Raw genomic sequence first — 14,294 nt, forward strand, 5'->3', positions numbered from 1 at the left:
TGGAGGGGCAAGATTATGAAAAAAATAGTTAAAAAATCTGATAATAATAATTTAAAGTTATCAGCTAAGAATATTAACAAAAATGACAATAGGCTGAAAAAAAATGTAGCAAATAACAATAATATTAAAAAGGAATTTCTTCTAGAGGGTCTAGATTGTGCCCATTGTGCATCTAAGATAGAAGAAAATGTTAGTAAAATAAAAGGAATTAATTTAGCTAATGTTAACTTCATAACTAAAACTTTAACCATAGAGATTGAAGAAATGAATAAAGCACAAGAATTAATCGCAGCAACTAATGAGATGGTTCATAAGATTGAATCTCATGTTAAAGTAAAGGAAAAACAATCAAATACAGTTTTAAAAAAAGAAATATTGCTTGAAGGACTTTGTTGTGCAAACTGTGCTGGAAAAATTGAAAGAGAAGCTAGTAATATAGGTGGTGTAAAATCTGCAGTTGTGGATTTTGTGTCTACCAAACTTATTATGGAGATTGACCATCCTTCTAAAACAAATGAAATTATGGATAAGGTAACAAATATAGTTCATAGAATAGAGCCTGATGTTAAAGTTATTGAAATTGAAAATAAAAGCAGGATATCACAAAATAAAACTCATGAGCAAGAACATGAAGGAATTAATAAAACAGAAATAATAAGGTTCGCTGTTGGTGCCGTAATATTTGGAATCGCAACTGCCATGAATTTTTCCAATGCTATTGAACTAATTCTATTTCTTATAAGTTATGTACTTGTAGGTGGAGAAGTAGTTTTAAGGGCGATAAAAAATATAAGAAATGGACAATTATTTGATGAAAACTTTCTTATGAGTATAGCAACTGTTGGAGCTTTTGCTATTGGACAATATCCAGAAGGTGTAGCAGTTATGCTTTTTTATCAGCTAGGAGAGATGTTCCAAGACATGGCTGTTAATCGTTCAAGAAAATCAATTACAGCTTTAATGGATATAAGACCGGATTTTGCTAATTTAAAAATAGGAAATGATATTAAAAAAGTAACACCAGAAGAAGTTACAATAGGTGATGTTATTGTTGTAAAACCAGGAGAGAAGGTTCCGCTAGATGGAAAAATAATCGAGGGAAGATCTATGATAGATACTTCCGCTTTAACTGGTGAATCAGTACCTAGGGAAGTAGGAATAGGAGATAATATTTTAGGTGGAGTTATAAATAAAAATGGACTTTTAACAATTGAAGTAGAAAAAGAATTTGGAGACTCTACTGTTGCCAAGATACTGGACTTAGTTCAAAATGCAAGTAGTAAGAAAGCTCCTACAGAGAACTTTATAACAAAATTCGCTAGATACTATACACCGGCTGTTGTTTTTTCAGCAATAGCATTAGCTGTAATACCACCGCTAGTTATAGAAGGAGCGACATTTTCACAGTGGTTATATAGAGCTTTATCATTCCTCGTAGTATCCTGTCCTTGTGCTTTGGTTGTATCCATACCACTTAGTTTCTTTGGAGGTATAGGTGGAGCATCAAAGAATGGAATACTTGTTAAGGGCGGAAATTATCTAGAAGCTTTAAATAATGTTGAAGTTGTTGTTTTCGATAAAACTGGAACACTTACAAAAGGTGTGTTTAAGGTAACAGATGTAAAGCCACAAAATAATATTACTAAAGAGGAACTTATTGCTTTTGCGGCTTATGCAGAAAGTTATTCTAATCACCCAATAGCTACTTCTATATTAAGAGCTTATGGTAAGCAAATTGATAAAGATTCAGTTGATAACTACGAAGAGCTATCAGGCCATGGTGTTAAAGTTAAAGCTCTCGGAAAAGAGATTTTAGCTGGAAACTATAAATTAATGGATGAAGAAAATATACCATATGAGCAGGTTGAAACTATTGGTACAGTAGTTCATGTTGCTATAGATAAACAATATGCAGGATATATAGTTATATCTGATGAAGTTAAAGAAGATTCAGCAAAAGCAATTAAGGCATTAAAAGCGCTTGGGATTAAGAAAACAGTAATGCTAACAGGCGATAATAACACAGTGGGAACTAAGGTTGCAAAAGAGCTAGGATTAGATGAAGTTTATGCTGAGCTGCTACCAGATCAAAAGGTTGAGAAGCTGGAATTACTAGACAAAGGCAAATCACTAAGAGGAAAATTAATATTTGTAGGTGATGGAATAAATGATGCTCCAGTTTTAGCTAGAGCTGATATAGGAATAGCAATGGGGGGAGTAGGTTCTGATGCTGCAATTGAAGCTGCTGATGTAGTTATAATGACTGACGAGCCGTCAAAAATTGCCTCTGCTATAAAAATAGCAAAGAAAACTAGAACTATAGTGATGCAAAATATAGTCTTTGCCTTAGGAATTAAACTTATTTTATTAGTCCTTGTGGCATTGGGAATGGGAACCATGTGGGAAGCAGTATTTGGTGATGTTGGAGTGGCATTGCTTGCAGTTCTAAATGCTATGAGAGCTATGAAAACTGATATTTAAAATTTATGGGCTAGCCGGATATAGATGGCTAGCCTTTTTTATATGCAAAAGTAGTAGAATAAGTCTTACTATTAATTATGATACTAATTTTTCTGGAGAATTATGTAATATTTTAGTTGACAAATCATAAGAAAAGAATTACACTGAGTATAAACTCAATGAGTGAGGAGTCGATTGGATGTCAGAGTCACAAAGGCAGAAGCAGAAAATTCAAACAAAGAAAAATATTATTGATGCAGCATTGGAACAATTTGCAAAATATGGCTTAACTACAACGCGTACATTGGATATTGCACATTTAGCAAAAGTATCCCATGGAACTGTATTTGCACATTTTCCAACACGTGAGATTCTTTTGGATGAAGCAATTGAGGAATTTGGCAGACGTATTACTAGTCGATTGCATGAACTAGTTAATAGTCATTGTGATATGAAAGAGGCTCTTGAAGCACATCTGAAAGGAATCAGTGAATATGAGGACTTTTATACTCGATTGGTTTCGGAAAGCCGTTTACTGCACGAAAGTGCACGGAATTCTTTAATTATGATCCAATCGACTATTTCATTTCATATTATTGAAATCGCAGAGCATGAGATTGAAGCTTGCAAAATACGTAAAATGCCAGTTGATTTACTGTTTAATACTTGGATTGGTTTAATTCATTACTATTTAATTAATGGAGATTTGTTTGCACCTGGAGATTCGGTTTTGAAGAGGTATAGTCAGCAACTAGTAGAACATTATATGAATTTAATTATGTTAAAGAAAGGGGAAAAATAAGATGAAGATGTGTATAGCTTGCGGAATGCCAATGAAAACTAAGACTGATTTTGCTATGGGCGATGAGAAAAAAGAGTATTGCATCCATTGTGCAAGGCCAGATGGCACAATGCAGTCATATGAGGAAAAGCTGGATTCAATGAGTAGATTCATTATTAAGACTCAAGGATTGGATGAGAACGTGGCACTAAAGTCAGCAAAGGGGCTGCTGGCCAAGCTCCCAGCGTGGAAATAGTAATTAGATAAAAATAAGGAGTTGATTTTATGAATACAAAAAATGTAAGCGATACGTTTCAAGTTTTTTTACAGGAAGCTCCAGAACATTCGAAAGCATGGATGGAAGCAGTTCAAAAACTGGACGTGGCAAGTAGCCTAAACAAAAAGACAGAAGAGATTGCATATATAGCAGTTATGGCGGCAGTAGGACTTGAAAGCGGTATACCATTTCATGTGAAAGTGGCAAAAGAGCAAGGAGCAACGAGGGATGAAATCAAGAGTGCAGTTTTAATTGGCCTCCCTGCTGCTGGTAATACTGTTCTAAAGGTGCTTCCCATAGCATTACAAGCATTTGATGAGTAGACTATTAAATATATAAATTATATGGATGGTGTAGTTAATGGATTACTTATTGACTAATGAACCCACAGGATTAGAGTCTTTACCTATATGGTAGAGGCTTTTTTTATATTTATAATGATGGATGTTATAGTTTTTTCAACTAACGCTGCAAATTGAAAAAAGCTAAGATAGTAAGGGTTATTATAAAAATAATACTATGTAAAATTTAACTATAAAAATGTCTCAAATTAAAAGAAAATCAATAGTGACAATTTGTTAGGTGATTAAAGGTAACGTTGCAAGTATTTCTAAATATAGGGTATAATGAAAGCTGTTAAATTAAAGCATAAGAGGTGAATGAAATGAAAGATATAAATTATACGAATTTAATAGAAGCTTTAAAAACTTCTGATGATAAACAGAGAGCTGAAATAATAGATAAACTTTCAAAGGATTATAATAGTACAATGCCACTATTATGGAGGGAAGCTTTAAACCAGGAGAATCCAAGATCAATACTTTCCGTTATAAGGGATATTATTAAAAAAGAAAAACCTAGAGGTATATTCAAAAGAGCTATGGGAAGTTCTAAGCAAAAGCTTGGTGATTTCCTAAAGCATTCAGATCCAAAAGTTAGAAAGAATGCATGTGGTATTATTGGTGAAATAGGAGATTCCGAGTACTTAGAGCCTTTATATGATGCCTACGCTTCTGAAGAACAGCTATTTGTAAAATCTTCATATATACTTGCAATAGGAAACTGTGGAGGAGCTTTGGATGCGGAAAGACTTACGAAAATACTTGAAGATTTAATAATAAAAGAAAAGGCTTCTGATGACAAAAACAGTAACTTAAAAGATGAGAAGCATATTAATGAAGAAAAACGTGCACTTACAAGGGCTATATCTAAACTATCTCCACCTATACAACATAAGTTTATAGGCTTTAAAAATCCTGTGCCTATGATACTAACAACAATGAATAATCATTTTCAAACTACTTTAATGGATCTTAATGAAAAATCAATTAAAGGGCAGCTTATTAGTGAAGGAGTATATATTAAAGAAAAGGACTTTGAAAAGATTTATAAATGTAGAACCTTTTATGAAATTCTTTTCCCTTTAGAGTCTTGTACTAATTTAGAACTTGATTATAAGGTTATAGCAGCTGCAATTGTAAATGCGGATATTGTAAAGTTTTTAAATCAGTGTCATGCAGGAGATAGTAAGGCTCCATTTTGGTATAGAGTTGAGTTTAAAACTATGAATGATAATAGTAAAAAATCAGAGTTTGTAAAAAACTTATCTAGAGAATTAGATGAAACTTCAGGGGGAAATTTAAAGAACAGCCCATCTTCTTATGAAGTTGAAATTAGAGTAGTTGAAAAAAATAATTTATGCAGCGTATTTATAAAGTTATATACATTAAAGGATAATAGATTTGACTATAGAGAAAAAGCTTTGCCTACATCTATAAATCCTGCAATTGCCGCTATTGCAATGAAATCTATAGAAAAATGGCTAAGACCTAATGCTAAAGTTATAGACCCATTTTGTGGTGTAGGAACTATGCTAATTGAAAGGGCTAAATTAAAAGAGTATCAAAGCCTAACAGGAGTGGATATATTTAAAACAGGTATTACATATGCAGAGGTAAATTCTAGCTTAGCTAATACGAAAATAAAATTAGTAGCTGAAGACATATTGGAATTTTCCCCAGAAGAGTTATTTGATGAGATGATATCAAATATGCCTTTTGAAAGTAAGTCAGGAGCTGGTGGCTTAAATAAAAAATTATATAGTGAATTTGTAAATAGAATTCCTAGTCTTGTAAGACCAGGAGGAATGGCCTTCCTTTATACAGTAGAAAAGAATTTACTTAAGGAAAATTTGATAGGTAATGAGAAACTTAAGATTATTGATACTATAAAGATTGAAAGTGGTGGATTGACTCCAAACGTGTTTGTAATAAGAGTGAGGTAATCACCTTATATTTAAATGAAAGCAAGGCATCCCCAAGGGTGCAGTGAATTTTTGGGAGAATATTAGCTAGACTTCTTTTTTCCAATGTGCATAAATTGTTGCTTAAAAATCTTAGAATTATATAAGGATTAATTAATTGCATGAACTGGAATATATGAAGTATTATCTCAAGTTAAATGGCTTGAAATTGAAAGGTTAAGGGAGAAAGTTATAGTTTCAATAACAGCTCGTAAATCTAATGTAGTTGCCGTAGTAGGACATTATGATTGTGCTTCAAACCATGTTAGTGACTGCAAGCATTTTTATGATATAGTAGCATCCACGAATATAGTAAAATCATGGAGACTTCCAGTTAGAGTAGTTGGTCTATGGGCCGATAAATTTTCTTGCGTACATGTTGCAAGTATATAATTTTTAATTTAAAAGGCAGCCTTTGAGCTGCCTTAACTATTATATTTTTCACTATTATAACTTAATGTATTTACAGCTAACTTGTTTTTAAAAACAAGGACTGATATAACTCCAAATGTTAACATTGAAGTTAATAGTTCAATGGAATGTCCTAAACGAACTGGTGCTGGCATGTAAGGATTAGTAAATATTAATGGAGTAGTTATTAGTATACTAAAAAGCAGGCCTGATGTTATATAAGTCATCCAATTAATATTACCTAATGAATTAATTATTGTAATGGCTAAAGCGGACCATAAAAACCCTCTAAATAATTGAAATAAAATCAATATGGGATCTTGGTTAAATTGATTTGAAAGATGTTGAAATACATTAACAATAGTTGTACTTCCGGTATAAAAATATCTTAAATCGGCAAATTGCCATGCAACGAAATATCCAAAAATAAAGTAAATTATAACATAAATAGATGATAAAATCACAATATTAGGTAATGATTTGGCAACTGATACTTTTACATTAGTATTAATGTAATAAGAATGGACTTCTCTCTTAAATTTACCCATAATCAAAACTGCTAATAGTGAAAATATAATTGCATTTATAGTACCTGAAGCTACAACTTTTGCTATTTCTGCTACAGGCATCTTCACAGCATAGTTAAAATATAGAGTTTCTATTTGGGTCATAAAATATTGTATTCCCCAGAAAATCGTAAAGTTAGCTGCTACAAGTTTAAAGCCTCTTAATCTAGATTTAACAATAAACAAGGTTAATATCAATGTATTTATAAAGGAATAAATTAATATTGGTGTAATTGAAACACTTGAAGATTTAGAAGCATGTTGAATTCCAACAAGTGCGGAAGAAACCGCCAGTCCTATAAACATTATTATAGTTAATAAAATGATCTTTAATCCGAAAATAATAATTTTTTTCATTATAACTCAATCCTTTCTTTGCATCTTCCTCCATTACCTTTTCCGGGAACATCATTTTCAAATTTAAGCTCATAGCCATGCATTGGTCTTTGACTTAGTAAATCTAAAATAGCATGTTTGGTTGACATTAATAGTACCTCCATAAGTTTATATATATATGTAATATAATATCATGGTATTATATATGTAAATAGTTAGTATAATGACATAATTTATTCATAAGTAGTAAAAGATTGTGTAACATTGTAAATTTGCATATGCAAAAATTAAATGTTATTTATAAATATGTAGATGAATTTATACTTATGTTGTACTATATGGTGTATAAGGTAACTATTTAATAACCATACATGCAGGAGATGAGTTAAATGAATGATAGTAAAATTGACAAATTTGAAAATCCAATAAGGATAGCTGAACTTAATCCAAGAAATACATTAATAAAAGCAGGATTTAAAGAGAATATGATACTAAGTGATATTGGTGCTGGTACGGGAATATTTTCTTTTCCAGCTGCGAAAATCAGTAGTAATGATATTTATGCTCTTGAAATATCAGATAGTATGATTGAATTGCTAAATAATAGAACTACTGAACAAAATACTAAAAATCTTATAATTAAAAAGGTTGACTCCAACGTACTACCATTAGGTAATAACAGCTGTGATATGGCTATAATGGTAACTGTATTACATGAGATAGAAGATAAAGAATACATGCTAAATGAGATAAAGCGAGTTTTAAAAGAAAAAGGAAGGCTTATGATAATAGAGTTTCATAAGAGAAAAACACCAATGGGGCCACCAATCGATCATAGGCTGTCAGAAGAGTACATTGAAGAAATTTGTAATGATAACCAACTAAAAACTATAGAGAAATTTTCATTAGGAGATAATTTTTATTGCGCTGTATTTGAATCCTAAATTTCTTGTTTTTTAACATAATGTAATGCAAAATGGGGGGATAACTTGAAAAAGAATAAATTACTAATTTTTACAAGAGTTCTTTATAGCCTATTTATAATTGGAACTATAGTTGTATTATGGATGATTTGTAAAGATGTACATAGTAGTATAGCTTTTAAATTTGGAATGGGATATCTATTTTTAACTTTCTTTTTAATTTTATATGTTCCTATCATTACTATTTTAAATGCAAGAAAATTAAAATGGGTTAATATAAGAGAAAGATTTTTTAAATCTATTATTTCCTTTATAACATTATGGGCTTTAGGGTATGCTTTTGATTGGATTTTTAGACCATCAAAAGTAGATTTATTTAGAGGTCTTCCTATTCATTTGGGTTAAGCTCTGGTACTTATTTTACTGATATACTATTTTTGAAAAAGGATAAAAATTAAAATGATTTAATCAAACAAGGCCTGTACTTATAATGGTATAGGCTTTTTTATTTTTAAAATAAATACAGAATCGGATTCAAACATTGAAATATATCACGAAGTATAAGTTAAGCTTCCAACTTGGATATCTATATAATATAAAAAACTCCTAGTAGAGTAAAAAAACTTGAAAATTTATGTAATGAAATAAAGGAATATACGTATTAACATATGAATTACTTAGCTAAGTAAAAAAGTTAAAGAAAGGAGGTCTTTGAAAATATGGAGCAGATTGCCTTGATTAATTCTTTAGACAAAGAAGAAATTAAAGAAAAGGGCTTTACTTATATTTTTGAAACCTACTATAAAAGAGTTTACAACTATATATATTACAGGGTTAACTGTAATGCGGAAGCAGAAGACCTGACAAGCCAAGTTTTTGAAAAAGTAATGGTTAAAATAGAAACATATTCTGAAGGTAGATCACCTTTTGAAGTATGGTTATTTGCTATAGCAAGAAACGTAATAAATGATTATTTCAGAAGCTTAAAAAGATATAAATTCTTCTCTATTGATAAAATTAATAAACTCACATCAGTGGAAAAGAATCCAGAGGATATAGTAGTAAAAGCAGAAACTAATGATGAACTTTTAAAGGCTTTAAATATTTTAAGTAGTAGAGAAAGAAATATTGTGGCGCTTAAATTTGGTGGAAACTTGAGAAATAAGGAAATTGCAGAAATTATAGATATTACAGAAAGTAATGTAGGGGTAATACTTTATAGAATAATGAAAAAGCTTAAAACTGAAATGGAAAGAGAGGTATAGTCATGAATAAAAAAGGTATTGAAGATAAATTTTCTATAGATATAGATGCTTATTTTAATGGTATAGAGAATGTGAATGAATCAAACGTTGAGGAATACAACGAACTTTTAGAAATTGGTAAAGCCTTAGCCAATAAAGATTTCAGTGAAAATAGTAACAAACAATCTGTTTTTAATAAAACCGTAGGAAACATAAGTGAAGATAAAGGAGAGAATGTTATGAAAAAATCAAATAAACTTAAAAAGGTTGTTATTGCAGCAGCATCCTTTGTGATAGTATGTGGAGTTTTTAGTCAAACCTCCTTTGCTAAAGATTTAGCAGAAAAGGTAATCAAAAAAATATCCCTTGGACACATAACAGCTGTACAAACAGAGCCTTCTGAAGTAAAAGAGGTTGCAGTTCCAGATAACCTAAAAGGTAAGATTTTTGATAAGAATAAAAAACCTCTTACAGTAGTTACAAGAGATACTGGGAAAATATATACAGCTGCAGGGGAAGAAATTGAGAGTTGTGTAGACGGAAAAATAATAACAGTAGCTGAAGCGAAAAAAATGGACGAAAATAATTTAATAGTTAAAGATGCTAGTAGTTTAAATAAATATACTTGTTTTAATGTTAAACTACCTTCATATTTGCCAAAAGATTATAAGTTTGACAGGGCAGAATTTTATAAAGGTGAAAAAGGGGATATAAGTAAAAAATATATTGATTTATTCTTCACTAATGAAAAAACAGGAAAATTCATTTATATGCAGCAAAGATTTGCTGATGAAGAAACTAAATATGCAACTGGAACAGATGGTAAAATGGAAAAAGTAAAAGTTAATGGTGTAGATGCTGTAATAATTGATGATAGATATATTGATTGGGAAGCAAATGGTGTACTTTATAGTTTGTCAGGTAGAGGAGAATTTACAAAAGATGAATTAATAAAAATTGCTGAGTCTATTAAATAAAATTTATAAAATCTCAATACATCTTATTTAATAAAAATAGGAGCAACTATAAAAGTGGCTTCTATTTTAAGTTTTAATTAATTGTCTCTAATTACCATATTGAACTGCTTTTATATTTTGTTATGGTATAATTTATAATATAGGGTTGGAATTATAACAATTAACAACCTATATAAAAACCGTAATTAAAATTTGAATTAATAATGAACTGTTAGAGGTGTAAATAATGAGTCCTACAAACTTTAATCAGTATTTGAGAAAAATTGAATTGTGTAGAGAAAAAGTAGATTCTTTCTCTAGATATCCATATTGCTTATCAGCGATAAAAAATCTATCAACTTTGGAGTTTCATCCTAAAGTAACATATATTGTAGGTGAAAATGGTACCGGTAAATCAACCATACTTGAAGCAATTGCAATAGCATATGGTTTTAATCCAGAAGGTGGAAGTAAGAACTTTAACTTTTCAACGAATAACACTCATTCAGAGTTATGGGAAAACTTAAAACTAGTTAAAGGAGTAAGAAAACCCGAGGATGGTTTTTTCTTAAGAGCAGAAAGTTTCTATAATGTAGCTACAAATATTGATGAAATAGATGCAATAGGTTCCTATGGAGGGATTTCGTTGCACTCACAATCTCACGGGGAATCCTTTTTATCTGTTATTATGAATAGATTTAAAGGAAATGGATTATATATCTTAGACGAACCAGAAGCAGCATTATCACCATATAGACAAATGTCCCTGATTTCAAGGATTCACGATTTGGTTCAAAATAATTCTCAATTTATAATTGCTACTCATTCTCCAATAGTGATGGCTTATCCAGATTCAATACTTTATGAATTAAATGATGACTTTAAGGTAGTAAATTATCAGGATACGGAGCATTATAAAATTATGAAATCTTTTATTGGAAATCCTAAAAAAATTTTGGATATACTTATGGCTGAATAGTGGAATTTGAAGTGCACAGATAAAATCTGTACCCATAATGGTATAGGTTTTTTTATTTTTAGAGAATAATATTTTTGATTGACAAGGCAATTAGGATTTACTATAATAAAAACAAATAAATAAGTTGTTTTTATATTTTAATTACTTTAATTAGCTAGAGGTGAAAATATAATGCCGAAATTTACAGAAGCAGAAAAAGAAAAAATTAGATTAGAAATGATGAGGAATGCTCATCAGTGTTTTATCGCTAAAGGGTTAAAAAATACATCTATTGAAGAAATAACTTCTTCAGTATCTATAGCAAAAAGCAGTTTTTATGTTTTTTTTGAATCAAAGGAAATGCTTTATCTTGAGTTATTAGCTTTTGAAGGTGAGGAAATTGAAAGACGAGTTTGGCCTAAGGTGGAAGGAGAAAAGGATATATGTAAGGCAATAAAGATTTATCTACAGGAGATGTCTTCAGCCTTAGAATCCAATATACTAACACAAAGATTAATAACAAATATTGAAGAATACAACATGGTAACTAGAAAGATAAATAATGAATATTCAGCAACAAAAACTTTAAGAAGCATTGTGCCTCTTATGGAATTTATCAAGAAAAATAAGGGGTCAGATAAATTAATAAATGAAGATATTCAAGTTATTGCTGGCGTTATTCGTGCTGCTTTAGCCATGGTTCTTCATAAGAAGGATCTTGGGGAGAATATTTACCCAAGAGTGCAAGAAATTCTATTTGATGCTGTAGCTAATGAACTTACAAGAGGATTTTCGCAATAATAGAATTGAGGTACTAGGCCAATGGAAACTGAAAAGAAAGTAATAAATTACTTTGCTGACAATACTAGCCTCTATAGTAATTGTAGTTTCCATGTTAAAAGTACAGGATACTTAAAAGATTATAATAGATACATGTACGTTATAAAAGAAATTTATTGGCAATAAAATAATAATGATTAGGATGTGACAAGAATGAGTAAAAGTAAAAGAGAAGTTATTGAAATTGCAACAAGACATGGGTTAGCTCTAAAGGAAGATACTTTAGTATTTAATGAGTCAGGGCTTGATTTTTTAGCGGTATTTGCCGAAGACAAACAAGGAAATGAGTGGGTTCTTCGTTTGCCTAGACGTGAGGATGTCATGCCAAGAACGAAGGTTGAAAAGCAGGCATTAGATTTGGTGAATGGGTATATTACTAAATTTCAAGCGCCAAACTGGACTATTTATACAGATGAATTGATTGCATATAAGAAATTAGGTGGTGTGCCAGCAGGGACAATAGACCATGAAATACAAAATTATGTTTGGGAAATTGATATTAATAATGTGCCAGACTGCTTTCATAAGACACTTGGAAAGGTATTGGCAGAATTACATGGTATCCCAAAGGATAGAGTAGTAGATGCTGGACTTACATTTCAAACATCAGAAGAGGTAAGACAGTCAATGAAAGAGCGTATGGATGCAGTGAAGGCCAAATTTGGAGTAGGAGAATCCTTATGGAATAGATGGCAGACATGGTTAAATGATGATGAGCTGTGGCCTAAGGAAACAGGTTTTATTCATGGGGATATACATGCAGGCCATATTTTAATAGATAAAGATGCAAATGTAACAGGTTTAATTGACTGGACTGAAGCAAAGATCACAGATGTATCTGATGATTTTGTATTTCATTATAAAGCCTTTGGGGAAAAAGGTCTTGAATCTCTTATTAAGGCTTATAAAGAAGCAGGGGGATACTATTGGCCTAGAATGCAAGAGCATATCATTGAATTGGTTGCAGCTTATCCAGTGGCGATTGCTGAATTTGCCCTCGTATCTGGTGTTGCTGAATATGACCAGATGGCAAAGCAGGCATTGGAGGTTAATAATATTTAAATATATACAAAAACAGATTATTTTTAGTCCTCTTACATTAGCTTCAATGCATTTTCGTATCATTTTCCACAAAAATATTATAGTGATGGGACGGATTTTGAGTATTTTTGAATGTAATGATATAAAATAAGCAGGAGGTTCAATAATGGTAAAGATATTTACAATTGGGGAAGCGCTGATTGATTTTATTTCTGAACAAAGCGGCGTTGAATTAAAAAAGGTTAATTCCTTTCAAAAGGCTCCAGGTGGTGCTCCAGCTAATGTAGCGGCTGCAGTATCAATATTAGGCGGTAGAAGCCACTTTATAGGGAAATTAGGACAAGATGCCTTTGGAGATTTTCTTGTTGAAACTTTAAAGAATGCTGGAGTAGGAACGGAGTATATATTTAGAACTAATAAAGCTAATACCGCTCTTGCATTTGTTTCCTTAAAGGAGGATGGAGAAAGAGACTTTTCTTTTTATAGGAACCCAAGTGCTGATATGCTTTTGGAAGAAAGTGAAATATGCAGTGACTGGTTTGAAGCAGGAGATATTCTTCACTTTTGTTCTGTAAGTCTTATAGATGCACCAGTTAGAAAAGCTCATATAGCTGCTATTGAAGCGGTTAAAAAAGCTAAAGGATTCATATCCTTTGATCCCAATATAAGGCTTCCCTTATGGCAAGATCATGAGGAATATAAAAGTATAATTCGTGAATTTATAAAATACGCTGATATATTAAAAATAAGTGAGGATGAGATAGAGTTTATTACAGGAATTCATGATGAAGAAAAAGCAATTCAATGGGTATTATCCTTTGATATTAAAGTCCTTATTATTACAAGGGGAAGTAAAGGCGCTTCAGCTTACTTTGGTGGTTATCAAATAAAGGATGAGGGATTCAAGGTTAAAGCGGTAGATACTACTGGGGCAGGAGATGCTTTTATAGGAGCTTTTTTATATAAAGTTTCAAGCAATTGCATAGACATAAATAATATATCATGCAAAGATATAAAAGATATTCTCGAATTTTCTAATGCAGTTGCAGCGTTAACTACTATGAATAGAGGTGCTATAAGCGCTCTTCCTTCCTTGGGAAACGTAGAAAATTTCATAAATAGTAGGAAGGCATGTCATAATTAAATATAAGACCATTAAAAACAGTATTTAATAAAAGCTACAGACACTTCATAGATAT

16 protein-coding genes are annotated in these 14,294 nt (G+C 31.1%); 14 read left to right on the forward strand and 2 right to left on the reverse strand.

Annotated features, from left to right (window positions below):
* Positions 1–15: 15 nt before the first annotated feature.
* From DP68_RS06630 to DP68_RS19860, 6 genes are all read left to right on the forward strand, one after another.
* Entirely contained in the window at positions 16–2,481 is a 2,466-nt protein-coding gene (locus DP68_RS06630; RefSeq protein WP_035307688.1) for a heavy metal translocating P-type ATPase, read from the forward strand.
* Between the two features lie 178 nt (positions 2,482–2,659).
* The gene (locus DP68_RS06635) at positions 2,660–3,262 is read left to right on the forward strand and encodes a TetR/AcrR family transcriptional regulator (protein WP_035307690.1); all 603 of its coding nucleotides are present in this window, start codon (positions 2,660–2,662) and stop codon (positions 3,260–3,262) included.
* A 1-nt stretch (position 3,263) separates the two neighbouring features.
* Positions 3,264–3,497, forward strand: a complete 234-nt coding sequence (locus tag DP68_RS06640; RefSeq protein ID WP_035307692.1) for a zinc ribbon domain-containing protein — start codon at positions 3,264–3,266, stop codon at positions 3,495–3,497.
* A 29-nt stretch (positions 3,498–3,526) separates the two neighbouring features.
* Complete coding sequence (locus DP68_RS06645) at positions 3,527–3,841, forward strand: carboxymuconolactone decarboxylase family protein (RefSeq protein WP_035307694.1); 315 nt, start codon at positions 3,527–3,529, stop codon at positions 3,839–3,841.
* A 341-nt stretch (positions 3,842–4,182) separates the two neighbouring features.
* Positions 4,183–5,802: a HEAT repeat domain-containing protein gene (locus DP68_RS06650; protein ID WP_035307696.1), complete on the forward strand. Its 1,620-nt coding sequence runs from the start codon at positions 4,183–4,185 to the stop codon at positions 5,800–5,802.
* A 150-nt stretch (positions 5,803–5,952) separates the two neighbouring features.
* Positions 5,953–6,213, forward strand: coding sequence for a carbonic anhydrase (locus DP68_RS19860; protein ID WP_363330947.1), 261 nt, complete (start codon positions 5,953–5,955; stop codon positions 6,211–6,213).
* Between the two features lie 32 nt (positions 6,214–6,245).
* Here DP68_RS19860 and DP68_RS06655 read toward each other — a convergent pair whose 3' ends face one another.
* Both DP68_RS06655 and DP68_RS19460 read right to left on the reverse strand, forming a co-directional pair.
* A complete protein-coding gene (locus DP68_RS06655; protein WP_035307698.1) occupies positions 6,246–7,154 on the reverse strand; it encodes a hypothetical protein in 909 nt (302 codons plus the stop codon).
* The gene (locus DP68_RS19460) at positions 7,154–7,282 is read right to left on the reverse strand and encodes a hypothetical protein (RefSeq protein WP_291547774.1); all 129 of its coding nucleotides are present in this window, start codon (positions 7,280–7,282) and stop codon (positions 7,154–7,156) included. The genes DP68_RS06655 and DP68_RS19460 overlap by 1 nt, the downstream gene beginning before the upstream one ends.
* A 240-nt stretch (positions 7,283–7,522) precedes the next feature.
* Here DP68_RS19460 and DP68_RS06660 point away from each other — a divergent pair, with 240 nt between their 5' ends.
* From DP68_RS06660 to DP68_RS06695, 8 genes are all read left to right on the forward strand, one after another.
* Positions 7,523–8,077: a methyltransferase domain-containing protein gene (locus tag DP68_RS06660; protein WP_035307701.1), complete on the forward strand. Its 555-nt coding sequence runs from the start codon at positions 7,523–7,525 to the stop codon at positions 8,075–8,077.
* Positions 8,078–8,122: 45 nt separating this feature from the next.
* Positions 8,123–8,461 carry a hypothetical protein gene (locus DP68_RS06665; RefSeq protein WP_291547777.1) on the forward strand — a complete coding sequence of 113 codons (339 nt, stop codon included), beginning with the start codon at positions 8,123–8,125 and terminating at the stop codon, positions 8,459–8,461.
* Between the two features lie 314 nt (positions 8,462–8,775).
* Complete coding sequence (locus tag DP68_RS06670; protein ID WP_035307703.1) at positions 8,776–9,321, forward strand: ECF subfamily RNA polymerase sigma factor, BldN family; 546 nt, start codon at positions 8,776–8,778, stop codon at positions 9,319–9,321.
* Between the two features lie 2 nt (positions 9,322–9,323).
* Positions 9,324–10,277: a DUF4367 domain-containing protein gene (locus DP68_RS06675; protein WP_035307705.1), complete on the forward strand. Its 954-nt coding sequence runs from the start codon at positions 9,324–9,326 to the stop codon at positions 10,275–10,277.
* Positions 10,278–10,503: 226 nt separating this feature from the next.
* Positions 10,504–11,235 carry an AAA family ATPase gene (locus tag DP68_RS06680; RefSeq protein WP_035307707.1) on the forward strand — a complete coding sequence of 244 codons (732 nt, stop codon included), beginning with the start codon at positions 10,504–10,506 and terminating at the stop codon, positions 11,233–11,235.
* 171 nt (positions 11,236–11,406) lie between these two features.
* Positions 11,407–12,015 (forward strand): TetR/AcrR family transcriptional regulator, encoded by a 609-nt coding sequence (locus tag DP68_RS06685; RefSeq protein WP_035307709.1) that lies wholly within the window; start codon positions 11,407–11,409, stop codon positions 12,013–12,015.
* 192 nt (positions 12,016–12,207) lie between these two features.
* Positions 12,208–13,116, forward strand: coding sequence for a macrolide 2'-phosphotransferase (locus DP68_RS06690; RefSeq protein ID WP_035307711.1), 909 nt, complete (start codon positions 12,208–12,210; stop codon positions 13,114–13,116).
* A gap of 145 nt (positions 13,117–13,261) precedes the next feature.
* Positions 13,262–14,239, forward strand: a complete 978-nt coding sequence (locus DP68_RS06695; RefSeq protein WP_035307713.1) for a carbohydrate kinase — start codon at positions 13,262–13,264, stop codon at positions 14,237–14,239.
* Positions 14,240–14,294 lie beyond the last annotated feature (55 nt).

It is taken from the genome of Clostridium sp. HMP27, from assembly GCF_000765165.1.
Taxonomy (GTDB): domain Bacteria; phylum Bacillota; class Clostridia; order Clostridiales; family Clostridiaceae; genus Clostridium_AK.

Bases quoted from the DNA above. Each gene is read 5' to 3' on its own strand.
- DP68_RS06630 (WP_035307688.1), top strand. From the start codon at position 16: ATGAAAAAAATAGTTAAAAAATCTGATAATAATAATTTAAAGTTATCA.
- DP68_RS06635 (WP_035307690.1), top strand. From the start codon at position 2,660: ATGTCAGAGTCACAAAGGCAGAAGCAGAAAATTCAAACAAAGAAAAAT.
- DP68_RS06640 (WP_035307692.1), top strand. From the start codon at position 3,264: ATGAAGATGTGTATAGCTTGCGGAATGCCAATGAAAACTAAGACTGAT.
- DP68_RS06645 (WP_035307694.1), top strand. From the start codon at position 3,527: ATGAATACAAAAAATGTAAGCGATACGTTTCAAGTTTTTTTACAGGAA.
- DP68_RS06650 (WP_035307696.1), top strand. From the start codon at position 4,183: ATGAAAGATATAAATTATACGAATTTAATAGAAGCTTTAAAAACTTCT.
- DP68_RS06655 (WP_035307698.1), bottom strand. From the start codon at position 7,154: ATGAAAAAAATTATTATTTTCGGATTAAAGATCATTTTATTAACTATA.
- DP68_RS19460 (WP_291547774.1), bottom strand. From the start codon at position 7,282: ATGTCAACCAAACATGCTATTTTAGATTTACTAAGTCAAAGACCAATG.
- DP68_RS06660 (WP_035307701.1), top strand. From the start codon at position 7,523: ATGAATGATAGTAAAATTGACAAATTTGAAAATCCAATAAGGATAGCT.
- DP68_RS06670 (WP_035307703.1), top strand. From the start codon at position 8,776: ATGGAGCAGATTGCCTTGATTAATTCTTTAGACAAAGAAGAAATTAAA.
- DP68_RS06675 (WP_035307705.1), top strand. From the start codon at position 9,324: ATGAATAAAAAAGGTATTGAAGATAAATTTTCTATAGATATAGATGCT.
- DP68_RS06680 (WP_035307707.1), top strand. From the start codon at position 10,504: ATGAGTCCTACAAACTTTAATCAGTATTTGAGAAAAATTGAATTGTGT.
- DP68_RS06685 (WP_035307709.1), top strand. From the start codon at position 11,407: ATGCCGAAATTTACAGAAGCAGAAAAAGAAAAAATTAGATTAGAAATG.
- DP68_RS06690 (WP_035307711.1), top strand. From the start codon at position 12,208: ATGAGTAAAAGTAAAAGAGAAGTTATTGAAATTGCAACAAGACATGGG.
- DP68_RS06695 (WP_035307713.1), top strand. From the start codon at position 13,262: ATGGTAAAGATATTTACAATTGGGGAAGCGCTGATTGATTTTATTTCT.